Here is a 21,799-nt window from a genome sequence, read left to right as displayed (position 1 = left end):
AGTAGCCAGGATGGAACGGAGGTTCTCCGGCGTGGAGGTCCAGCGCTGGAGCGCAAGAGCAGCATCCATGGGTGTGCTGGCGGGGTGAATGCCGGCGCCGCTCTGGTGGAGCTCGGCCACCAGTTGCACTGCGCGCTGGGCAAAGGCAGGTTGCAGCCGCACCAATTCCGTATAGCTCCGGCCCAGGCCCGCGGGGTAGATGCCAATGACGTCCTTGAGGCTGCCCACGGGAAGGTAGAAGCGCTGGCGCGAGGACGTGGCCGGGGAACCGGCCGGCGGATCCGCGCGATGGACAAGGGCCAACTCCTGCAGCTTGGCAAGAATGGGATCCAGCGCGGACAGAGTGGAGCCGGCAATGACCTTCTTCAGGCCCGCCGCGGAGATACTATGGCCGGTGTCGGCATTGGTGCAGAGATGGAGCGCCTCCAGCACCTGCATCTCGGGCTTGTTCAGGCGTTCCAAAGCCCGCTGCACGCTGACGCGGGCGCTCGCCCTGGCAGCCAGGGCCGCAAAGTCGGGGGCCATGGGGGAGATCAGGTCCGGTCGCGCAGCAAACAAGGCCCGCAGCGAATCGTCGCTGCGCGCTTCCAGTTCCTTGCTGAGCGCGCGTATGAGGGACATCAATCCAACGTTACCGCCCCCGGGGCGTTGCTGCCTGTCAGCAGGTCAGTTGCTTGCAGTTGGGGCGGTTATTGCCGGCGGCGCTGACGGACGGCGTCCAGCACCAGGACCACCGCAAGCATGAAGGCTGCCGGCAGGCCATAAAGGGCCGTTGACGTAATCCATACCGGGGCCGTGCTGCCGTTGTAGGCGATCGCCATGACAGCGCCAACGGCGGCCAGGGAGGCCACCGCGATGACGGCGGCAATGATCATGAGGGGGCGGCGGTAACCCGGGGAAGTCATGTCCTCAACGCTAGCAGCAGCGCCGTAACGGGTGGTATTGGTCCTGATCCTGTCCTCCGCGATCGCGGCAAAGCGGGAATAGCGGGCCGGGCAGGATAACCTTGAAGGAACAGACCAACACGGACCGGGCTGCCACCCTCGATCCCGCAGAACCCTGCGGATGCGGTGTTTGGCCCGACGTGTCTCCCACAGCAAGAAACGAAGAAGGTTGATTACGTGCCTACCGGCAAGGTCAAGTGGTATGACAAGGAAAAAGGCTTCGGATTCCTCGCGGCTGAGGACGGTCAGGAAGTCTTCCTGCCCAAGACGTCCCTGCCTGCGGGCGTAACGGAGCTCAAAGCCGGAACCCGTGTGGAGTTCGGCGTGGCCGACGGCCGCCGTGGAGCTCAGGCCCTGGGTTTGCGCGTCTTGGAGAAGACGCCTTCCATCGCCAAGGCCAAGCGGATGAATGCCAAGGACCTCGCCCCCATGGTGCAGGACCTTGTCACGGTTCTGGACAACCTGTCCGGCTCGTTGTCCTCCGGCAAGTACCCGGACGGTAACAAGGCCAAGGCCATCAGCCTGGCGCTGCGCAAGGTTGCCGACGAGCTGGAAGCCTAGGACCGGCCATGACATCGGAATCCGCACAGGATACAAAGGCCGGAAGGAACGCCCAGGCAAGCCCTGTGGGCGGCCCTGACGCTGCCCAGGCTCCTGGCACCGGGGGAGCCCCCGCGCGGAAGCCGGTTGCGGACAAGCCGCGCGCCGGTCTGCCCGTGTGGCGCACCGGCAAGCCGGACGCCTTCCTGGCTGCCGCCGTCGAGGTTGCCCGTGAAGCCGTGGAAGGTATTGCCAACCCCGGCGAGGTGGGCTCGCACCTGGGTGCCAAGTCCGAGGGTGACCGGGTGGTGACCCACCTGTTTGAATCACGACTTGCCGGCTACGGCGGGTGGCAGTGGTACGCCGTGGTGACCCGTAACTCCCGGTCCAAGATCGTCACCGTGAGCGAACTTGGCCTCTTGCCCTCAGAGGACTCCATCCTGGCCCCTGAATGGGTGCCGTGGGCCAAGCGGGTCCGGCCGGAGGACGAGACGCCGTTGGTGGAAGAAACCGTGGAGGATGTCACGGAAGAGTCGGTCCAGGCTGACGAAGACGAGGCCACTGAGCCCGTTGAGGAAGCTGAAGAACCCGAAGAGGCTGAAGAGTTCGAAGAGGCTGAAGAGCCCGAGGACTCCTACGACGACTACCACGAACCCGGGGCTGAATAGGCGTTGCGGAAACCCGGGGTGACCACAGTGAAGGCGGACGCTGATGTCCACCTTTAGGTCACTGGGAATCCTCAATTACCGCATCTGGTTCTTCGGTGCCCTGATCTCCAACATCGGTACGTGGATGCAACGTACCGCACAGGACTGGCTGGTTTTTGACCACCTGACCGCACACGACGCCGGGGCCATGGGGATCACTTTGGCCCTCCAGCTGGGTCCCCAATTGTTCCTTGCCCCGTGGGCCGGGCTGCTGGCTGACCGGTACAGCCGGCGGAAACTGCTCCTCATCACCCTCGTAGCCATGGCACTTCTCAGCACGGGCCTGGGCATCCTGGTGTTGCTCGGAGTGGCTGAACTCTGGCACGTCTATATCTTCGCCTTGCTGCTGGGCATCGTGACCGCCCTCGACGCTCCCGTCCGTCAAACCTTTGTCTCCGAGCTGGTCAGCGACGAATACCTGCCCAATGCAGTGGCCCTCAACAGCGCCTCCTTCAACGTCGCACGAATGATCGGCCCAGCGGTCTCGGGTGTGCTGACGGTGGTGGTGGGCCCGGGCTGGGTGTTCCTGATCAATACTGTCTCATTTGTCGCCATGCTCTGGGCGCTGAAGCTCATCCCGGTGTCCTCGCTCCGGATCCAGCCCCGCGCCGCCGCGGGCAAAGGGCGGATCCGCGAGGGCCTCCGCTACGTCCGCAACAGGCCCGATATCCAGGTGGTCCTGGTGGCCATCTTCATCGTTGGCACCTTCGGGCTGAACTTCCCCCTCTTCATCGCAGCCATGGTGGGTACTCAGTTCGGCATGGACGCCGGAGCATTCGGACTCCTGAACTCCGTCATGGCCATAGGATCCGTGACCGGCGCCCTCCTGGCTGCCCGACGCGGACGGCCCCGCTTGAGGTTGATCTTCGCGGCGGCAGGTGGTTTCGGTGTCGCCAGCGCCTTGGCAGCACTGGCTCCCAACGCTGTGCTCTTTGGCCTGGCCCTGATTCCTTGCGGCCTGTTCGCACTGACGCTGATCACCAGCGCCAACGGCTATGTCCAATCCACCACCGAGGCTGTCATGAGGGGGCGCGTCATGTCCTTGTACATGGCCATCTTCATGGGCGGTACTCCCATCGGAGCGCCGCTGGTGGGATGGGTGGCCAATGTTGGCGGGCCGCGATGGTCCGTCGGCGTCGCTGCGCTGGCCGGCGTCAGCACCGCCGTCGTGGGGTTGGTCTGGATTATCCGGGCGAAGCAGTTGCGGCTCCGTTTTGACCGCCGGGCCCGCGGACTGAAGCATTTCCGGGTGGAGTCGCTGCTGGCCCGCCCGGTCATTGACGAGCACGACGACGACGCGAGGCGGCAGGGCGGATAGTGAGCCTTAAACGGCGGCGGCGCCGTTCGGGACCATCCGAACGACGCCGACTGGCAGCCGGTGCTGCTACTTCTTCAGCTCTCCCACCACGTAGTCGATGCTGGCCAGCAGGGCCGAAACGTCGTCTGGCTCAATGGCAACAAACGTAGCAATGCGCAGCTGGTTGCGGCCCAGCTTGCGGTAGGGCTCGGTATCCACCACACCGTTGGCACGCAGCACCTTGGCGATCGCCGAGGCATCAATGGAGTCATCAAAATCGATGGTGGCGATCACGTTGGAACGGTCTTCTGCGTTGGTGACAAAGGGGGTGGCGTACTCTGAGGCCTCGGCCCAGGAGTAGATGCGGTTGGCGGAGTCGGCCGTGCGCTTGCTCGCAAAGTCCAAGCCACCGTTGCTGTTGAGCCACTGCACCTGGGCGTCCAGGGTCACCAGGGTGGACAACGAAGGAGTGTTGTACGTCTGGTTGAGCTTGGAGTTGTCAATGGCGGTCTGCAGGTCCAGGAAGTCCGGGATCCAGCGGCCGGACGCCTTGATACGTGCCGCACGCTCCAGGGCGGCGGGGGAGAACAGCCCCAGCCAGAGACCACCGTCTGAGGCGAAGTTCTTTTGCGGGGCGAAGTAGTAGACGTCGGACTCGGCGACGTCCACGTCCAACCCGCCTGCAGCGGAGGTGGCATCGACCAGGACCAGGGAGCCTTCGTCGGCGCCCTGGACCCGCTTGACGGGAGCGGCTACGCCCGTGGAGGTCTCGTTCTGGGGCCAGGCATAGACGTCAACGCCGGCCTCGGCTTGGGACACCGGGCGGGTGCCCGGCTCGGCCTTGATGATCGAGGAAGCGTCCAGGAACGGCGCCTTGTTGGTGGCGGCAGCAAACTTCGAACCGAACTCACCGAACGAGAGGTGCTGTGCTTTTTTCTCGACCAGGCCGAATGCGGCAACATCCCAAAATGCCGTGGAACCGCCAACGCCGAGGACGACTTCGTAGCCCTCGGGCGCACGGAAGAACTGGCTGAGTCCTTCACGAACCGAACCCACGAGGTTCTTGACCGGGGCCTGGCGGTGGGACGTGCCGAGGATGGTGGACGAAGCGGCAGACAGTGCCTCGATCTGTTCCGGACGGACCTTGGAGGGTCCTGCGCCGAAGCGTCCGTCCTTGGGCAGCAGATCTGCGGGAATGGTGATGCTGTTGTCGCTCACGTGTGGCTCCAATGGGTATCGGCTAGAGATGGGTCGTGGCAGGTGGCATCAACTGCCCCTTCGACATCCCCAATTCTGCCTGACCCGGTGCGGAGGCAGGAACCTGCAGCCGTCATAGTCCGCCACGTGGAATGCCGGCCAACCATATGCGACCGGAATTATCCAGAGTAATTCCAAATAAGCTAGGCTGGTGGTTGGCGTCCATGGGGCGGCGGTGCACACCGGCCACCCTGGCAAGGGACGCTGTACGGTGGAGATTACGCAAGGAACTGCGTTCGAGGAGAGCTGAGCTGGATGACGGATCTGATCGATACCACTGAGATGTATCTTCGGACCATTTTGGAGCTTGAAGAAGAGAACATCGTGGCTCTCAGGGCCCGCATCGCCGAGCGGTTGCGGCACTCCGGTCCCACGGTTTCCCAGACCATCGGACGCATGGAGCGCGACGGCTTGGTGATTGTTTCCAACGACCGCCACCTGGAACTGACCGAGGTGGGGCGCAAGCGAGCCACCGAGGTCATGCGCAAGCACCGCCTTGCCGAGCGGCTCCTGGCTGATGTCATCGGCCTGGACTGGGCCTATGTCCACGACGAAGCGTGTCGCTGGGAACACGTGATGAGCGAGCGTGTGGAACGGCGGCTGTACGAACTCCTGGAACACCCGACCGAATCTCCTTATGGCAACCCCATCCCGGGCCTCGAAGCGCTCGGTGGCCTTGCAAGTCAGCCTTTCCCCCGCCTCGATGTCAACCTCCTCCAGGCGATGGACGGGTATGCGGCCAATTCCCGCGTGGCGGTCACCCGTTTGGCGGAGCCCATCCAGGTTGAGCCTGAACTCCTCACCCAGCTGGATGAAGGCGGGATCCGTCCCGGAGCAGCTGTGTCACTCGAGCGCGTGGGCGAATACATCTCCGTCCGGGTCCCCGGTATTGAGGGAGCCCTGGAGCTCCCGCCCGAGGTGGCGGCGCACGTCTTTGTCACCGTCGGCTGACACGCCTTTCCTGACGCGGTGTCATATCTCACTTTTGAGCTGATGGCGCGCGTGTGACCTGCGGTTTTCCGCAATTAGTGATAAGGGGCCGGCTCATCATGCCCCTTCCTGTTGATAACGAATTTATTACTGCGGGCCTTAATCCCCTATAGTTATCTACTAGCGCTGATACCAAAGCGTTACCTGTTCCGGAGCCGAGCTCTGCCAGCGGAACAGGTGTGTCATCCACCACTGGCAGAGGCGGGGGAACCACAAGCGGCTGTCTAAAGAAGCAGCCTTGGGGTGAAGTCCGCAGCAGAAGTGCCCATTTACGCAAGTCCCTCTTGGGATACCTGTGTGCCGTGAGCGCTTCGTGCGGACCGGGTCTTTGAACTCTCTGACCCGAATCCGACAGCTAACTTCGCAGGCTTTTGAGAGAGGAACAGAGTTTGACAACGCAGAACGTCAGGGGCCGCCGCCGCGCGTCGGGCCCCGCTGCTGAGCTGCGGCCAGCCCGCGTCGTATCGGAGATCCGGCCGCGCGACACCGAACGCCAGGTGCGCCGCCGTAAGAGCCCGTTGCGCCAGGTAGCCGACTTCGCCGCAGCCAGTGGTGTCGGGCAGAAGGCCGGAGTTGCGCTTGCCGCCACCGGACTTGCCCTGACTGTAGGTCTGCCGGCCACCAGCCCGGTCATGGCAACTTCCGAATCAGGCCAGACCGAGGCAGCCCTGGCTGTCACCGGTGGCAGCCAGCCCGAAGTGTCGGCTGCTGCATCGGCAAAGATCGACTTCAGCCGCGCCGCAGTTGCCACCGCCGCCGATCCCGATGGCAAGCTGAAGCAATTGCTCAGTGCGCAGTCCGCCGGAAGCATCCAGCGCGCCTCGTCCACGGGCACTATGGCCAGCCCCCTCGATACGCTGACCACTGCTTCCCCCTTTGGCTACCGCATCAGCCCCCTCACGGGTGGTTCCGGTGACTTCCACCGCGGTCAGGACTTCGTAGCCCAGTGCGGCACGGCAGTGCATGCCGCAGCCAGCGGCAAGGTTACCTTTGCCGGGTGGCACGAGTACGGCGGAGGCAACCGCGTGGTGGTAGACCACGGAAACGGCCTTGAGACCACGTATAACCACCTGTCCTCCTTCACTGTCAAGGTGGGTCAGACTGTCAGTCGCGGCGACACCGTCGCGCTGAGCGGGACCACGGGCGCCTCCACTGGCTGCCACCTCCACTTTGAAGTACAGGTCAACGGCGAAGTTGTTGACCCCATGGGCTGGCTTTAGTCCATTTGATGGTCGTCTCTCGCATTCGTGACACACCCCGTGACCTGAATGTGACATTCACGTTCAACTGTTGTACCGTACAAAGCGCATCGGCTTTTTAGGGGGCCGGTGCACTTGAGTGGATTGCCTAGCTCTGCCACCGCTCAAGGTCCGTTCGCATAAATCGTCTGGCAGGGGCGGGGGAACCACTTCTGGTCTTCGTAAGAAGGCCTTGGGGTTAAGTCGCAAAAGCTTCCTTGAAGCAGCGCGGCCGGATGACTCCCATCCGAATCCGACAGCTCACCTCGCAGGCATTGGGAGAGGCTACCTACGTGTCATCACGCACTACCCCTGCGCGCCATCGCGCCGAATCGGTTCGTACGAACCCTTTGAACACGCTTTCCAAAGCTGTTTCATCCAACGCCGGTACCGTTGGCCGTCAGGCCGTCGTTCTGGCAGCAGCCTCAGGCCTCGTCCTTAGCGTCGGTCTGCCGGCCCAGGCAGCAGACACCGACGTTTCCAAGTCGGAAGCCTCCAGCACCCAGCAGATGGTCACCACTGCAGTAGTCACAGCAGAGCCCACCGCTACTGTCTCCTTCGAAAGCCCCGTCGTGGCCACCAAGGAAGCTCCCAAGGTTGTCCAGCGCGCTTCGCAGACCACCCAGCGGACCACGGCCAACGGCAACCAGACCACCGCAGGCGCCGTGACCGCGAAGTCCTCCGAAGCCAAGGACGCTGCTTCCAGCGCCGCCGCCTCCGGCCTCGCTGCGATCGCCTACACCGGCATCGGCCGCCCGTACGTTTGGGGCGGCACCACGCCCAACGGCTGGGACTGCTCCGGCTTCACCCAGTGGGTTTACGCTCAGGCCGGGATCAGCATTCCCCGCGTCAACGCCTGGACGGCCATGAAGCCCACCAGCACCCCTGCTCCCGGTGACCTGGTCATGCAGAACGGTGGAGCACACGTTGGCATCTACGTCGGCAACGGCATGATGATCAGCGCTTTGAACCCTGGACAGGGCACGCTCCTGCACTCGGCTGCCTCCACGGGCACCTCCTCCTTCTTTACCCTCCGCTAGAAATAATCCAGTTCGGGGTTCGCCGGCATGCCCCACGTGCCGTCGCACCAATGAGCCGCGTGTACCCCAACTGCACGCGGATACGAAAAGAGAAAACCATGACCAGTGCACCAAAGGTTGCACGGCATCGCGCTGAGGCCCCCAAGACCAGCTCGTTTGCCGTGATCGCCAAGGCCGTCAGTGAAAACGCCGGTGGCGTGGGCCGCCAGGCAGCCGTCATTGCCGCAGCTTCGGGTTTGGTCCTGACGGGCAGCGTTGCCGCCAACGCAGCAGACACCAACGTTGACCGTGAGTCCACCTCGACCTCCACCCTCGACGTCCAGTCGGTAGTGCAGGCGACCATCGCTGCGGACTCCACGGTTGCCATCTCTTACGAACGCCCAGTGGTCACCACGGTGCAGGCCCCGGCTCCTGTGGAGAAGAAGGCTCCCGCCAAGGTTGAAACCAAGAAAGCAGCCGAAGGCACGGCCACTGCCGGTAACGCCACGCTGGCGGTCAACACCGCGGCTCCTGCAGCAAAGGCTCCGGCCGCTGCCAGTGGCCTTGGTGCGGCAATCGCTGCTGCTGCCTACGCACAGCTCGGTGTGACCCAGGACTGCACCATGCTGGTGACCAATTCCCTGGCAGCCGTTGGCATCAACTTCCACGACTGGCCGGCCGGCTACCTCTCCCTTGGCCGCACCGTCAGCGCAGCGGAAGCACAGCCCGGCGATCTCGCCTACTACGCCAACGGTGGTCTGGCCGGACAGGCGCACATTGCTGTGTACGTCGGCAACGGCAAGGCAGTCCATGGTGGATGGAACGGATCCACCACGGCACTGTTCAGCGTCAACGTCGGCTCGGGCCCGGTCTTCATCCGCGTCAACGGCTGACCCGGACTTACGCAAAGACAACAGCACCCCGCAGGCTTCGGCCCGCGGGGTGCTTTGCTTTAAGGCACTGGAACCGGTCCTCCTACCCTTAACCCGGCATGAACTTTTGCCGACACTGCACGGGAATCGACAGAAAGATTCGTTGATACGGCATATAAGTGCTTACCCTTATCTTGTCGATCCACAGCCCGTACAAGCAGAGGGCAGCCGGCCCTCGTGCCCCTGACGGGTGCGGCCGTGAAGAGGTACGTGCATGCGCACACTCGTTCTGAATGCTGGATATGAACCGCTGGCGGTAATAACATTCCGCCGGGCGCTGGTCCTTGTGTTGACTGGGAAAGCTAGCGTAGTGGCCGAAGGCGACGAGCCTGTCGTCGGGCCACAGGAGATTCTCGGACGCCCCTCCGTGATCCTCCTCAACCGCTACATCCGTCCCCGGTACAACAGGATCACTGCCGTGAGTCGCCGCGGGGTCCTTCGCCGCGACGGCCATCGCTGCGCCTACTGCGGGAAAACAGCCCACACCATAGACCACGTCCACCCCAAATCCAGGGGCGGCGCGGATTCCTGGGAAAACCTGGTTGCGGCGTGCTTGAAATGCAACAACGCCAAGAGTGACCACACGCTGGCTGAAATGGGCTGGAAGCTCCGTTTCACGCCAGGGGTTCCCCAGGGAACCATGTGGCAGATCAAGGAACTCGAGAAACCTGCGCCGGACTGGGACCCGTTCCTGTTGCCGGAATCCGCTGCCTGATCGATTTCTGCTGAACTCCGGCCGCCCCGGTAATCTGGGCGGATGGAGTTCAATGCCGTGATTTTGGCGGGTGGCAGGGCCACCCGCCTCGGTGGCGTGCCCAAGCCATCGCTGATGTACGACGGCGACACCCTCCTTTCGCATGCCCTGCAGGCAGCCCGGGGTGCTGCAGCCGTGGTGGTGGTGGGTCCGGAAGCTTCAGGACCGGGTGGTATGCCGTTGCCGGACGGGGTGCTGCGTGCACGGGAGGAGCCGGCATTTGCAGGTCCGGCTGCGGCCATCGCTGCCGGGTTGGCGGCACTGGAACGCAGGGGTATCGAGGCTCCATGGACCTTGGTTCTGGCCTGCGACATGCCGTTTGCTTCCCGTGGGGTTGCTGATCTGTGGAGGGCGCTGGCGGCTCATCCTGGCGTGGAGGGTGCCATGGCAGTATCCGTCGACGGGCGCAAGCAACCTCTTCTGGGGGCCTACAACACCGCCGCTTTGGTCCGCGAGGTGGCCGTAGCTTCCCAAGGTTCCGGGTTAACGAACTCTTCGGTGTTCCGCCTGCTTGCTAGGCTGAACCTGCTGGACGTTGCCGTCCCCGCAGGCTCCACGGAGGACGTGGATACGTGGGAGGACGCTGCGGCCTTGGGCATTGACTACAAGTTGGAGGCGGACGTGAAGAGCCAGGAAGAGACGCTCGAGGAATGGTGCCGCACACTGCTGCAGGCATTTGAGCTTGAAGGCGTTGAGGTGGACATCAATGAAGTGCTTGCCGTCGCCGGAGTGGCGGCACATTCAGTGGTTCGTCCCGCCGCACCCCTCACCACGTTCATTGCCGGTTACGCGGCGGGCATGGCCCGCGGCATTGGCCAGGCAAGCGATGACGCGTCCATGAACGCGGCGTTGGAACTGGCCCGCAACGTTGCCAAGGAGTACTCGGAGTCCGAGGCAGACACCGAATGACGGAGGCCCCCGCGGAGGGCCATCACGCAGCGCACACCTGGCAGGAGGCCCGGCAGCGCGCGTTCGAATGCGCCACGCCCATCCCGCCCGGCCCGGTGCCGCTCAGGTCAGCCCTGGGCCGTATGCTCGCTGCCGACGCACGGGCGGTGCAGGATATGCCGCACTACGCTTCCTCCGCCATGGACGGCTGGGCCGTTAACGGAAGTGGTCCCTGGATACTGAGCGAGCCGGGCCAGAGGCTCGCGCCGCACCAGGCAAGTCCCATTGTCACCGGTGGTCTGATACCACCCGGGGCCAAGGCAGTACTGCGCAGCGAGAGCGGAGTGATCACCACCGACGACGACGGACTGCCGGTCCTTGCGTTGGGCGGCGCCGCCAAACCCGGAGAACCCCGTAACGGCCAGCACATCCGCAAAGCCGCAGAAGAGGCAGCCGAGGGCGAGGTCCTGCTCGCCGCCGGAACCGTGCTCAACCCGGCCCACGTTGCCCTGGCTGCGCTGGCCGGCCTGGACCATCTGGAGGTTCTTGGCAAGCCTCTGGTCAGGTTCCTGCTGACAGGTTCCGAGGTTGTGGAACAGGGAATCCCGCAGCCCGGACAGGTCCGCGATACCTTCGGCCCGCAATTGGGTGCCGTGGTAGAGCTCCTGGGCGGCATTGCAGGGGACCAGCTCAGAGTGGGGGACAACTACGAAGAGTGGATTGCCGCCCTCCAAGACACTGAGCCGGCCCTGGACGAGCTCGCAGCCGGTCCCTACGAGGAGACTGAACCTCCGGCCGACGTCGTCATCACTACTGGCGGGACGGGCCGTTCGGGGACTGACCACTTCAGGCGGGCGGTGGCAGAACTTGGCGGCCGGCTGCTGATCGATGGCATCGCCATGCGTCCTGGCCATCCTGCCGTCCTGGCTGAACTGCCCGATGGCCGCTTTATCCTGGGCCTGCCGGGAAATCCGCTCGCGGCAATGATGGCCTTGTTGACAGTTGGTGCGCCGTTGCTGGCGGCATTGGGGCATGGTCAGTTGCCCGAAGTGGGCGAGGTTCCGTGCGGCGCAATGATCGAGGCAGATCCCGGCCGTACGCGGCTGACGCCGTTCAAGCTGGTGTACGGCCTGGCCTCGCCGGCGCAGCACGCTGGTCCGGGGATGATGCGGGGCCTGGCAGGCGCGGACGGGGTGATGGTGGTTCCGCCCCATGGAGTCCAACTGGGTGAGTTGGTCCCGGCGTTTGCGTTGCCCTGGGGCAAACCGTTGCCTGCGCCCGCGTCCGCGGAAGACAAGCCTCGCAAGGCCCCGGCACGGCAGGCAAAAAAGGCACCCTCCGGCCCCGTGGACTGGAGCGCGCTGGACGCCTGAGCCGTGGCATCCCGTGGCCCGCGGTGAACCTCCTGTGCGCTGCAGCGAACCAGGAAAGGGCGCCCACAAAGTGCAATGATGGACTCATGAACAGGCATGCTCCCGAACAGGACATCAATGAAGATGACCTGCAAATCCATCCGCCCAAGCAAGCAGCCGCCGGACTTAAGGCTGTCACGGTGGCCCTTGAACGCGGATACGCCCAGGCCGGAGTAGGCCGCACGGTCCGTTCCATGCTCAGGGTCAACCAGCACGATGGCTTTGACTGCCCGGGATGTGCGTGGCCGGAATCCATCACGGGCAGGCGCAGTCCCGCCGAGTTCTGCGAGAACGGCGCCAAGGCGATCGCCGAGGAAAGCACCACCCGCACAGTGGGCGCAGAGTTCTGGGCCAAGCACTCCCTGGCCGATCTTGAAGGCAAGACCGAATACTGGCTGGGGAGCCAGGGAAGATTGTCCGAGCCTGTGGTCATCAAGCCCGGAGACACCCACTACAAACCCATCAGCTGGACCGAGGCCTTCGCCTTGATCGGTGAGCACATCAACGCCACCACTCCGGAGAAGTGCGTTTTCTATACCTCCGGCCGGACGGCCAATGAGACCGCCTTCATGTATCAGTTGTTCGCCCGAAGCCTGGGCACCAACAACCTTCCGGACTGCTCCAACATGTGCCATGAATCGTCCGGCAGCGCACTGAATCCCACCATTGGAATCGGCAAAGGCACAGTTTCGCTGGAGGATATCCACCACGCCGAACTGGTCCTGGTGGTGGGACAGAATCCGGGAACCAACCATCCCCGGATGCTGTCTGCACTGCGGGACTGCAAGAACAACGGCGGAAGGATCGTCGCCGTGAACCCGCTTCCCGAAGCCGGCCTCCTGAACTTCAAGGACCCTCAGTCCCTCAACGGCGTCATCGGCGGCGGCACCACCATCGCGGACGAATTTTTGCAGATCAAGGTCGGTGGCGACCTCGCGTTGTTCCAGGCCTTGGGCCACCTGCTCTTGGAGGAAGAGGAGCGCAACCCGGGCACCGTCGTCGACCATTCTTTTATTGAGCAGCAGACCGAAGGGTTCGCAGCTTACAGGGAAGCGCGTTCAACACTGGACTGGGCTGAGACGGAGCGGGCCACCGGCCTGACGCGGCGGCAGATCACCAAGGCCGCGGAGATGATGGCTGCCTCCAAGGCAACCATCATCTGTTGGGCCCTTGGACTGACACAGCAGCCGCATTCGGTGGACACGCTGCGCGAAATCATCAACCTGTTGCTGTTGCAAGGGAACTTCGGCAAGCGCGGCGCCGGAGCCTGCCCTGTCCGTGGACACTCCAATGTGCAGGGTGACCGCACCATGGGTATCTGGGAGAAACCCAAGGAATCCTTCCTGGCGGCGTTGGACCAGGAATTCGGCTTCCACATGCCGCGGGACCACGGCTATGACTCGGTGGAAACCCAGCACGCCCTGGAAAAGGGTGAGGTTGATGTTTTCGTCTCCATGGGTGGGAACTTCGCAGCGGCCGGCTCCGACACCGCAGCCTTGGAAGAAGGCTTGAAGAAGGCAGGGCTGACGGTCCACATCTCCACCAAGCCGAACCGCGCCCACGTGGTCCATGGCAAAACGTCGCTGATCCTGCCCACGCTGGGCAGGACCGATACCGATGACAAACACCCCACAGGCAAGCAGTTCCTGTCCGTGGAAGACTCCATGTCCGTCATCCACAAAACACAAGGAAGGCTGGAGCCGGTCTCCGAACATCTGCTCAGTGAGCCGGTGATCGTGGCCCGCATGGCCCAAGCCACCCTGGGTGATGACCACAGCGTGGACTGGCGGGCCATGGCCGAGGACTACGACGTGATCCGGGACCATATCTCCCGGGTGATTCCAGGCTTTGAGGACTTCAATGCCAGGGTTCGTACCAAGAACGGTTTCGTCCTTCCCAATCCGCCCCGGGATACCCGCACGTTCGCCACGGACATCGGCAAGGGACGCTTCTCGGTGCGTCCGCTGGAGTACCTCGAAGCGCCGGCGGGCCACCTGATCCTCCAGACGGTCCGCAGCCACGATCAGTACAACACCACGTTCTATGGCCTCGATGACCGGTACCGTGGCGTTTCTGACGGCCGCAGGGTCATCCTGGTCCATCCGGACGACTTGGCGGAACTCGGTTTCCAGGACCGCGATCTTGTGGATGTCATCTCCACGTTTGCCGGAACGGAGCGACGTGCCAACAAGTTTCGGTTGATCGGTTACCCCACGGCCAAGGGTTGCGCCGCAGCGTACTTCCCCGAGGCCAACGCCTTGGTGCACCGCGAACTGGTGGCACGGGAATCCAATACGCCCGGCTACAAAGCCATGACGGTGAGATTTATCAAGCATGAGGAGGACGGATCCTGACATGGGACGGGTAACCCAGCGACGCAAGGTACATAAGTTTGTCCTGGACGGCTCGCCGCAAGCGCTGGAGCATCCCGTCCGCTTCAAAGAAGACGTCCTCGCGGTGGAGGAGCCCCTGGAGATCCGGTTGGGGGAGATGTCCTTCTCCGTCACCATGCGGACCCCGGGAGACGACTTCGACCTCGTTGCGGGATTCCTTGTCTCCGAGGGAATCGTGTGGGAACCTGCCCAGCTGATCTCCGAGCGTTTCTGCGCGGGGGAGAACGAGGACGGGGTGCAGACCTTCAACGTGGTGGATGCGCAGCTTCGGCCCGACGTGGAACGGCCTGACACCGGCCGCAATGTCTACACGTCCAGCTCATGCGGAATCTGCGGGACGGACTCCATTGACGCCGTCCGCAAGGCCTCCCACCACAGCCCCAAGGAAGACACCCTCACGGTCCCGATACGGGCCCTTGCGTCCTTGCCGGACCGCCTCCGGGAGGCCCAGGCGGTCTTCGATAAAACAGGTGGCGTCCATGCTGCAGGTCTTTTCCGGATCCACGACGACGGCACCACCGAGCTGTTGTGCCTTAAGGAAGACGTTGGAAGGCACAACGCCGTGGACAAAGTAGTGGGCTGGGCTTTGCGGGCCGGCATGCTTCCGCTGCGTGGGACAGTCCTCCAGGTCTCCGGCAGGGCGTCCTTCGAACTGGTCCAGAAAGCGGCAATGGCGGGTATTCCCGTACTGTCGGCGGTCAGTGCACCCTCCAGCCTCGCGGCCGAACTGGCCGAAGAGACGGGAATTACTTTGGCGGGGTTCAGTCGTGGGCACAGCCTCAACGTCTATGCCGGAAGGGACAGGATTGTTGCGGAACCGCTCCAAGCCGATGCACTGTCCATGGGGGATAGCCGTCAATCACTTGGCTATTGAGCTGGAACAACGTAGATTTTATCCATCGATTGGAAGCGCGGCGAACCCAGAATTGCCGTCGCAACGCGCACCCCGGTGCGTGTGCCAAGCGTGATACCCAGCTAAAGCCCAAAGGGGAATTAATTGCACGACGACCGCCGGATTACTGAACAGCGCCTCGATCGATTCGTTCGGGAACGCATTCTTCCGGCCATTTACGGCAGAGCCATACCGCTGGAATTGAGCAGTTGGGAGGTTCCCGGCGAGCCCGTGCCGGCGGCCGAAGCCGTGCGCCAGCTGTTCGTCCCGCAGGAGCACGGTGCCCCGTGGGGAAAGGCCTGGAGTACCAAGTGGCTGCACCTGCAGGGTGAAGTCCCGCAGGACTGGGGCATGGCTGAAGCTACCTCGGTGGAAATCATTGTGGATCTCGGATTCAACAGCGACGTCCCCGGTTTCCAGTGCGAAGGCACTGCCTGGCGCGCCGACGGCAGCATCATCAAGGCGATCTCGCCCCGGAATTATCACGTCCCCCTCAAACTGCTCGGCGGCGGACACTCCGTTGATTTCTATGTTGAAGCTGCAGCGAACCCGGACGTCGCCCAAGGCTGGTCCTTCGCTCCCACCCCGCTCGGAGACAAAGCTACCTCAGGCGAGGAGCCACGGTACCGCCTGGGTCGCATCGCCATGGCTGAACTCAACGAGACCGTGTGGGAACTCAACCAGGACATCTGGACACTGAGCGGTCTCATGCATGAACTTCCCATGGAACTTCCCCGCCGCCACGAAATCCTCAGGGCGCTCGAACGCATGCTGGACATCATGGACCCGGACGATGTCCCCGGGACTGCCGCTGCCGGTCGCGAAGCGTTGAAGGAAGTGTTGGGACGGCCCGCCTACGCTTCCGCCCACCAGCTCCTGGCCACAGGCCATGCCCACATTGACTCCGCATGGTTGTGGCCGGTCCGGGAGACCATCCGTAAATGTGCCAGGACGTTCTCCAACGTGGTGGCCCTCATGGATGAAGATCCCGACTTCGTGTTTTCCTGCTCTTCAGCCCAGCAGATGGCGTGGATCAAGGAGTACTTCCCTGAGCTCTTTGTCCGCATCCGGGAGAAGGTCAAGGCCGGCCAGTTCATTCCCGTGGGTGGCATGTGGGTGGAATCGGACACCAATATGCCGGGCGGAGAGGCCATGGCCCGCCAGTTCGTGGAAGGCAAGAGCTTCTTCCTGAAGGAATTCGACGTCGAATGCCGGGAGGCCTGGCTGCCGGACTCCTTCGGTTATTCCGGTGCCATCCCGCAGATCGTGAAGGAGGCCGGTTCCCGCTGGTTCCTGACGCAGAAGATTTCCTGGAACAAGGTCAACCGGATGCCGCACCACACCTTTACGTGGGAGGGCATCGACGGAACCCGGCTGTTCACCCACTTCCCGCCAGTGGATACCTACAATGCTGAGCTGCACGCCCGGGAACTGGCCCATGCCGAACGCAACTACCGCGACCACGGCCGCGGAACCATGTCTCTGGTGCCGTTCGGGTACGGCGACGGCGGTGGCGGACCGACGCGTGAGATGGTGGCCGCAGCACACCGCACGGCGGACCTGGAGGGCTCCCCGAGGGTCCGGATGGGCACCGCAGAGGACTTTTTCACCAAGGCCGAGGCGGAGTACACCAACCTGCCGGTCTGGGTGGGCGAGATGTATCTGGAAATGCACCGCGGAACCTACACCAGCCAGGCCAAGACCAAGCTGGGCAACCGTCGCAGCGAACACCTGCTGCGTGAGGCCGAACTGTGGTGCTCCACCGCAGCAGTCCGGCTGGGGGCCGGCTACACCTACCCCCGGGAGGAGCTGAAGCGGCTCTGGCAGTTGGTCCTCCTGCAGCAGTTCCACGACATCCTGCCGGGCAGCTCCATCGCCTGGGTGCACCAGGACGCAGAGCGCAACTACGAGGCCATTGCCCGTGACCTCGAGGCCATCATCGCCGAGGCTGCCCAGGCTTTGGTGGGTACCGGCGGCACCAGCTACCTGCTGAACGCCGCACCCCATCAGCGCAGTGGCGTGCAGGCTTTGGCGATCGCCGAGGCCAGCGGACCCGGCACCGGTGTCCAGGTGGAAGAACCGGGCGAGGGCTTCGTGCTGGACAACGGCATCATTCGTGCAGTCCTGGACGGGAACGGCTTGCTCACCTCCTTGGTGGACCATGCCAGCGGCCGTGAGGCCATTGCTCCCGGGCAGGCCGGCAACCTGCTGGAGCTGTTCAGGGATACTCCCAACGAATGGGATGCGTGGGACATCGAAGAGTTCTACCGCAGGAACGTCACCCAATTGACCCACGCGGATACCATCGACCTCGAGCGCACGCCGGCCGGCGTCGTCGTGATGGTTCAACGGAAGGTGGGCGCCTCCACCATCACCCAGCGAATCACGCTCGACTCCGGTGCCAAGTCCCTGGGGATTGCCACCACGGTGGACTGGCAGGAACGCGAAAAGATGCTCAAGATCGCCTTCCCGCTGGACGTGAAAGCGGATCGTTCGGCGTCCGAGACGCAGTTCGGCCACGTTTTCCGGCCTACGCACACCAACACGTCCTGGGAAGCTGCCAAGTTCGAAATCTGCGCGCATCGCTGGATCCATGTTGCCGAGCCCGGCTACGGTGTGGCCGTCAGCAATTCCTCCAGTTATGGACACGACGTCACCAGGGCGGTCCGCGCCGATGGCGGAACCACGACGACGGTCCGCACCTCGCTGCTGCGCTCGGCGCGGTTCCCGGACCCTGAAGCAGACAGGGGAGAGCACACCCTGGAGGTTTCCATCAGGCCAGGGGCTGCGATCGCCGACGCCGTTGAAGAGGGGTACCGGACCAACCTGAAGCCACGGTTCGTGACCGGTGGCCGAGGAGTGGAGCCTTTGGTGTCGGTCTCGAACCCGGCCATTGTGGTCGAAGCCGTGAAGCTGGCCGAGGATGGATCGGATGATGTGATCGTCAGGCTCTACGAGTCGCTGGGAGAACGCTCTGTTGCCACGCTGCGGCCCGGTTTCGAGGCCGTTGGAGCCACAGCCACGGACCTGCTGGAACGGGCTGTAGAAGCTCCTGGCGTGACTGCAGGGGAGGACTCAGTGGTGGAGTTGGTGCTCCGGCCTTTCCAATTGGTCACACTGCGCTTCGCACGCTGAGCTGCAAAGCACCACATACGCCGACGCCGTTGGACGGGAAACCCGTCCAACGGCGTCGGCGTATGCAGTGGTACCGGGGTGGTTATTCGACCAGCTCGACGTCTACTGCATCTTTGAGAATCTGGACCCGCAGGGGGATCACCGAATCGTAGCTCTTGATTTCGGCTGCGATTTTTTTGGAGAACACTTCCTCAACGAGATCGGGCATGTCCCTGACCCCCGACAGGTAGCGCTTGGCAGCGAAGTCGAACTCTGACCTGTTGTTCCTGATACGAGTGTTGAGGACCTTGAGCTCGTCGGCAATCTTAAGGAATTCCTGTTCGGAAGCATTGCGCGCAGTGGCTTCGTCGACCTTCCGGGTCATCTGATCCTTGATCTTCACGAACTCGTTGTAGTTCTCTTCGGACTTTGCCGTGATCTCGGCGTTTGATTCAAGCTGGGCGATCCGGTTGTCCAACGTGCGGGCGAACTCGACGTAGGCCACGTTCTTGGATTGCTTGAGCTGGCCTACCGCTTCCCGGCAGGGAGCCGCGGCCTGTCCTAGCAGGGTTTGGCGTTCCCGGAGGGTGGCGGCTTTGGAGCCAACAAACAAGCCGTTGCAGCCGGCTCCGTCCTCCCTGAAGAGACCTTCAAACTGAGGGTATGACTCCACCAGTCCCTCCATGTGGTCAACGAAGCCCTGGTAGGACTCTTCGAGTTGCGCCACGGCGATTCCGATCCCGTCGTCACCGGATGTGTGGGCGGCCTTTACCGTCGCCAGTGCCGCGCGTGCGTCCTTGGCTGCCTGTTGGAACTCATCGCGCTCTTTTGCGGAATTCTTTTCCGCCTCCTCCTGGGAGGCTGGGGCGTTCCGGGCTTTCTTGTAAGCGGCGAGGTAGGCATTGGCCGCGGGTTGGAGCTTGCCCCGAGTGTCCACCAGCGCTGTGAGGTGGCCTTCTTTCAGGGTCTGCAGGTTTTCCTTGCGTTGCTGCCCGGAGAACTGCGTCACAGCCACCACAGCCGCCACGGCAATGATCACCAGGACAACTGCACTGGAAATCAGGACCAGTGCAAGCTTGCGCTTTTTAGGAGCGGGTTGCTGCCCGGGCATGGCCCCGGGAGCAGGCTGCTGCGTGGGGACAGGTTCATGTGTCATGGCTTATTCCCCGTCCTTGGCCGCAGCATCAAACTGGTCCGTTCGTTTTTTGAGGGCACTTTCCAGCGCTTTGTTGGAGTCATTGGCATTGGTCACCAACTGGTTGTATTTCTCCTTGGCGGCGCCCTCATACTTGGTCTGTGCAGCTGACAGGGCATCATTGATGTCCAGCATGGCCACTCCGGCCAGAGTCCGCTTTGCAAGTCGCTCAAGATCGTCCTTGGCGTCCAGGACTTCCTGCTGTTTGTCCCGCTGTCCGCGGATGACACCCTCAACGGCGGTCAGGAGTTCGGTTGTTTCGGCATCCGTGCCGTCCTTGGCCGTCCCAATTGCTGCCAGGCAGGCGTCGGCACCCTTGACGTAATCCTCGGAATACGACTCCGCGCCAACGTTCAGAGTTGAATGCAGAGGCGCGCAGGGACCGCCAATGGATTCATTGATGTTTGAGGTGTTCACAACCAATTGGTCGTTGTAGGCGATCACGGCACTGTACTGCTCCTTGAAGCGGTTGTAGGCCTCGCCGATTTCCTGTTCCTGTACGGCCGGCGATGATCCCATCCGATCCAGCCGGTCCAGGTTGGTCCGGGTTTCCCGTTTAAGGCGCTCGCCATCGCGGTTGAGGACCTGGTCCTTCTCCTGCTGCCCGGCCTTCTCGGTCATCACGCTCGAATAGCGGAGCGAAAACTGGTTGAACAATGGATCGTAGAGATTCATCGAGTTGTCCAGTATTGCCCGCTCTTTGTCCATGCGGACTACATCTGCGCGCTGCACGCCGGCCGGGCGGGAGAGGGCAAACCACGTACCCAGCCCTCCTGCCAGAACCACCGCGGCAACCACCGCGGCAATGATGATGGTACGCCTGGACTTACTGCGGCCGGTTTCGGCTGCTGTATCCAAAGTCTGTTCCCCCATTTCCCGTAAATCTCCTAGACGTCGTGCTGAAGCCGTTTCACAAAAAGCTTGGTCCGTTCCTGCGTGGGTGCCCGCAGGACTTCGGCGGCAGGGCCGCGTTCCACCACAACACCGCCGTCCATGAAAATGACCTCGTCTGCTACATGCTGGGCGAAGGCGAGCTCATGGGTCACGATCACCATGGTCCAGCCCTCCTCAGCCAGTTCCTTGATGACTCCCAGGACTTCACCCACCAGCTCCGGGTCCAGGGCAGAGGTAGGCTCATCGAACAGCAGCAGCTGGGGCTTCAGTGCCAGGGCCCGGACGATGCCTACGCGTTGCTGCTGGCCGCCGGAAAGTTCAAAGGGGTAGGCATCGCGCTTATCCGCCAGTCCCACCCGTTCCAAAAGCCGCTCCGCCTCCGCGATGGCTTCAGCCCGAGGCCTCTTCTGGACCTGGATGGGGCCCTCGGTGATGTTCTTCAGGACCGTCATGTGCGGGAACAGGTTGTAGTGCTGGAAGACCATGGCGCTGCGGTCACGCAACTGGGCGATCTCCTTCTTGCCGACCTTTCCGTTGAAATCGATGGAAAGGCCCCCGACGACGTCGCCGTCCCCGAAGGTGACGGTACCGGCGTCGGGAATTTCAAGGCCGTTCAACGAACGCAGCACGGTGGTCTTTCCCGAGCCTGAGGGACCGATCAGGGCCACCACCTGGCCGCGGCGGATATCGATGTCGATGTCACGCAGCACCACGTTGCTGCCGAACGCCTTGGCGAGGTTCCGGGCTTTGAGCACCGTGGCGGAAGATTCGTTAGTGGGCGACATAGCGGTCCAATCTCCTTTCCACGGCGGACTGCGCGGTGGAAAGGACCAGGCAGATGACCCAGTACACCAAGGCGGCCTGCAGGTACAGGGCCATGAACTCCTGGCTGAAAGCAGCGATCTGCTGGGCATTGCGGAACAGTTCGGTCACCAGGATCAGGGATGCCAGCGAGGTGTCCTTCACCAGCGATATGAAGGTGTTGGACAACGGGGGAACGGATACCCGGGCTGCCTGGGGGAGGATGATGCGCACGAGGGTCTGCGGCCGGGACATGCCGATGGTGTTACCGGCTTCCCACTGCCCCTTGGGCACGGACAGGATGGCTGCGCGGATGATCTCCGCCGCGTAACCGCCCACGTTCAGCGAGAACGCGATGATCGCGCTGGGCCAGGGATCAAGCCTGACGCCGATGCTGGGGAGGCCGAAGAAAATCACGAACAGCTGGACCAGCAGGGGAGTGCCACGGATGACGGAGACGTAGAAACGGCCGATTCCCGAGAGCAGCCAGTTAGGGCTCAGCCTCATCAGTGCCACCACCAAGGCGAGCACC

Annotated in this window: 19 protein-coding genes, 1 pseudogene and 2 riboswitches; of the genes and pseudogenes, 13 read left to right on the top strand and 7 right to left on the bottom strand. The window is 63.0% G+C overall.

The features are described from left to right. Positions 1–621: pseudogene (locus HP499_RS06185) on the bottom strand (hypothetical protein); the annotation flags it as partial. 68 nt (positions 622–689) lie between these two features. After that, a complete protein-coding gene (locus HP499_RS06180) occupies positions 690–905 on the bottom strand; it encodes a hypothetical protein (protein ID WP_172323011.1) in 216 nt (71 codons plus the stop codon). A 216-nt stretch (positions 906–1,121) separates the two neighbouring features. Between HP499_RS06180 and HP499_RS06175 the strand changes: the two genes are divergently transcribed. The 3 genes from HP499_RS06175 to HP499_RS06165 are packed head-to-tail and all read left to right on the top strand — an operon-like array spanning position 1,122 to position 3,509. Next, positions 1,122–1,505 carry a cold-shock protein gene (locus tag HP499_RS06175; protein WP_026543217.1) on the top strand — a complete coding sequence of 128 codons (384 nt, stop codon included), beginning with the start codon at positions 1,122–1,124 and terminating at the stop codon, positions 1,503–1,505. 8 nt (positions 1,506–1,513) lie between these two features. Continuing rightward, a complete protein-coding gene (locus HP499_RS06170; protein WP_172323010.1) occupies positions 1,514–2,152 on the top strand; it encodes a DUF3027 domain-containing protein in 639 nt (212 codons plus the stop codon). A gap of 43 nt (positions 2,153–2,195) precedes the next feature. Continuing rightward, complete coding sequence (locus HP499_RS06165; protein WP_172323009.1) at positions 2,196–3,509, top strand: MFS transporter; 1,314 nt, start codon at positions 2,196–2,198, stop codon at positions 3,507–3,509. Between the two features lie 66 nt (positions 3,510–3,575). Here HP499_RS06165 and serC read toward each other — a convergent pair whose 3' ends face one another. After that, the gene (gene serC / locus HP499_RS06160) at positions 3,576–4,706 is read right to left on the bottom strand and encodes a phosphoserine transaminase (RefSeq protein WP_172323008.1); all 1,131 of its coding nucleotides are present in this window, start codon (positions 4,704–4,706) and stop codon (positions 3,576–3,578) included. Positions 4,707–5,000: 294 nt separating this feature from the next. Here serC and HP499_RS06155 point away from each other — a divergent pair, with 294 nt between their 5' ends. The 10 genes from HP499_RS06155 to HP499_RS06110 all read left to right on the top strand — a co-directional run bounded on the left by HP499_RS06155 (position 5,001) and on the right by HP499_RS06110 (position 18,398). Next, entirely contained in the window at positions 5,001–5,696 is a 696-nt protein-coding gene (locus HP499_RS06155) for a metal-dependent transcriptional regulator (RefSeq protein ID WP_172323007.1), read from the top strand. A gap of 182 nt (positions 5,697–5,878) precedes the next feature. Further along, a riboswitch (cyclic di-AMP (ydaO/yuaA leader) is annotated at positions 5,879–6,120 on the top strand. Between the two features lie 4 nt (positions 6,121–6,124). Further along, the gene (locus tag HP499_RS06150; RefSeq protein WP_172323006.1) at positions 6,125–6,955 is read left to right on the top strand and encodes a M23 family metallopeptidase; all 831 of its coding nucleotides are present in this window, start codon (positions 6,125–6,127) and stop codon (positions 6,953–6,955) included. A gap of 138 nt (positions 6,956–7,093) precedes the next feature. Then, a riboswitch (cyclic di-AMP (ydaO/yuaA leader) is annotated at positions 7,094–7,262 on the top strand. A 4-nt stretch (positions 7,263–7,266) separates the two neighbouring features. After that, positions 7,267–8,013, top strand: a complete 747-nt coding sequence (locus tag HP499_RS06145; protein ID WP_309138342.1) for an NlpC/P60 family protein — start codon at positions 7,267–7,269, stop codon at positions 8,011–8,013. A 98-nt stretch (positions 8,014–8,111) separates the two neighbouring features. Then, positions 8,112–8,885 carry an NlpC/P60 family protein gene (locus HP499_RS06140; RefSeq protein ID WP_172323004.1) on the top strand — a complete coding sequence of 258 codons (774 nt, stop codon included), beginning with the start codon at positions 8,112–8,114 and terminating at the stop codon, positions 8,883–8,885. 253 nt (positions 8,886–9,138) lie between these two features. Further along, the gene (locus HP499_RS06135) at positions 9,139–9,639 is read left to right on the top strand and encodes an HNH endonuclease (RefSeq protein WP_024819811.1); all 501 of its coding nucleotides are present in this window, start codon (positions 9,139–9,141) and stop codon (positions 9,637–9,639) included. 42 nt (positions 9,640–9,681) lie between these two features. Beyond that, the gene (locus HP499_RS06130) at positions 9,682–10,587 is read left to right on the top strand and encodes an NTP transferase domain-containing protein (protein ID WP_172323003.1); all 906 of its coding nucleotides are present in this window, start codon (positions 9,682–9,684) and stop codon (positions 10,585–10,587) included. Continuing rightward, complete coding sequence (locus HP499_RS06125; protein ID WP_172323002.1) at positions 10,584–11,939, top strand: molybdopterin molybdotransferase MoeA; 1,356 nt, start codon at positions 10,584–10,586, stop codon at positions 11,937–11,939. The genes HP499_RS06130 and HP499_RS06125 overlap by 4 nt, the downstream gene beginning before the upstream one ends. An 86-nt stretch (positions 11,940–12,025) precedes the next feature. Then, positions 12,026–14,332, top strand: a complete 2,307-nt coding sequence (locus tag HP499_RS06120; protein ID WP_172323001.1) for an FdhF/YdeP family oxidoreductase — start codon at positions 12,026–12,028, stop codon at positions 14,330–14,332. A 1-nt stretch (position 14,333) separates the two neighbouring features. After that, on the top strand, positions 14,334–15,245 hold the full coding sequence (gene fdhD, locus HP499_RS06115; protein ID WP_172323000.1) for a formate dehydrogenase accessory sulfurtransferase FdhD: 912 nt from the start codon (positions 14,334–14,336) through the stop codon (positions 15,243–15,245). Between the two features lie 123 nt (positions 15,246–15,368). Beyond that, a complete protein-coding gene (locus HP499_RS06110; RefSeq protein ID WP_172322999.1) occupies positions 15,369–18,398 on the top strand; it encodes a glycoside hydrolase family 38 C-terminal domain-containing protein in 3,030 nt (1,009 codons plus the stop codon). Positions 18,399–18,480: 82 nt separating this feature from the next. Here the strand turns inward: HP499_RS06110 and HP499_RS06105 are convergent, their stop codons facing one another. From HP499_RS06105 to HP499_RS06090, 4 genes are all read right to left on the bottom strand, one after another. After that, a complete protein-coding gene (locus HP499_RS06105) occupies positions 18,481–19,533 on the bottom strand; it encodes a hypothetical protein (protein WP_253951433.1) in 1,053 nt (350 codons plus the stop codon). A gap of 3 nt (positions 19,534–19,536) precedes the next feature. After that, positions 19,537–20,445, bottom strand: a complete 909-nt coding sequence (locus HP499_RS06100) for a hypothetical protein (protein ID WP_172322998.1) — start codon at positions 20,443–20,445, stop codon at positions 19,537–19,539. 14 nt (positions 20,446–20,459) lie between these two features. Then, the gene (locus HP499_RS06095) at positions 20,460–21,251 is read right to left on the bottom strand and encodes an amino acid ABC transporter ATP-binding protein (RefSeq protein WP_216659789.1); all 792 of its coding nucleotides are present in this window, start codon (positions 21,249–21,251) and stop codon (positions 20,460–20,462) included. After that, the coding region (locus HP499_RS06090) for an amino acid ABC transporter permease (RefSeq protein WP_253951432.1) at positions 21,238–21,799 on the bottom strand (562 nt) is incomplete at its 5' end. The genes HP499_RS06095 and HP499_RS06090, both read right to left, overlap by 14 nt.

The sequence above is a fragment of the Paenarthrobacter sp. CM16 genome (assembly GCF_013179505.1).
GTDB lineage: Bacteria > Actinomycetota > Actinomycetes > Actinomycetales > Micrococcaceae > Arthrobacter.
Note: the sequence above shows the minus strand (reverse complement) of the source record. Positions and strands in the feature narration are given on the sequence as shown.

Excerpts from the sequence above, each read along its gene's own strand:
- HP499_RS06180 (WP_172323011.1), bottom strand. The coding sequence starts at position 905 with ATGACTTCCCCGGGTTACCGCCGCCCCCTCATGATCATTGCCGCCGTC.
- HP499_RS06170 (WP_172323010.1), top strand. The coding sequence starts at position 1,514 with ATGACATCGGAATCCGCACAGGATACAAAGGCCGGAAGGAACGCCCAG.
- HP499_RS06165 (WP_172323009.1), top strand. The coding sequence starts at position 2,196 with ATGTCCACCTTTAGGTCACTGGGAATCCTCAATTACCGCATCTGGTTC.
- HP499_RS06155 (WP_172323007.1), top strand. The coding sequence starts at position 5,001 with ATGACGGATCTGATCGATACCACTGAGATGTATCTTCGGACCATTTTG.
- HP499_RS06140 (WP_172323004.1), top strand. The coding sequence starts at position 8,112 with ATGACCAGTGCACCAAAGGTTGCACGGCATCGCGCTGAGGCCCCCAAG.
- HP499_RS06135 (WP_024819811.1), top strand. The coding sequence starts at position 9,139 with ATGCGCACACTCGTTCTGAATGCTGGATATGAACCGCTGGCGGTAATA.
- HP499_RS06130 (WP_172323003.1), top strand. The coding sequence starts at position 9,682 with ATGGAGTTCAATGCCGTGATTTTGGCGGGTGGCAGGGCCACCCGCCTC.
- HP499_RS06125 (WP_172323002.1), top strand. The coding sequence starts at position 10,584 with ATGACGGAGGCCCCCGCGGAGGGCCATCACGCAGCGCACACCTGGCAG.
- HP499_RS06120 (WP_172323001.1), top strand. The coding sequence starts at position 12,026 with ATGAACAGGCATGCTCCCGAACAGGACATCAATGAAGATGACCTGCAA.
- fdhD (WP_172323000.1), top strand. The coding sequence starts at position 14,334 with ATGGGACGGGTAACCCAGCGACGCAAGGTACATAAGTTTGTCCTGGAC.
- HP499_RS06105 (WP_253951433.1), bottom strand. The coding sequence starts at position 19,533 with ATGACACATGAACCTGTCCCCACGCAGCAGCCTGCTCCCGGGGCCATG.
- HP499_RS06100 (WP_172322998.1), bottom strand. The coding sequence starts at position 20,445 with ATGGGGGAACAGACTTTGGATACAGCAGCCGAAACCGGCCGCAGTAAG.
- HP499_RS06095 (WP_216659789.1), bottom strand. The coding sequence starts at position 21,251 with ATGTCGCCCACTAACGAATCTTCCGCCACGGTGCTCAAAGCCCGGAAC.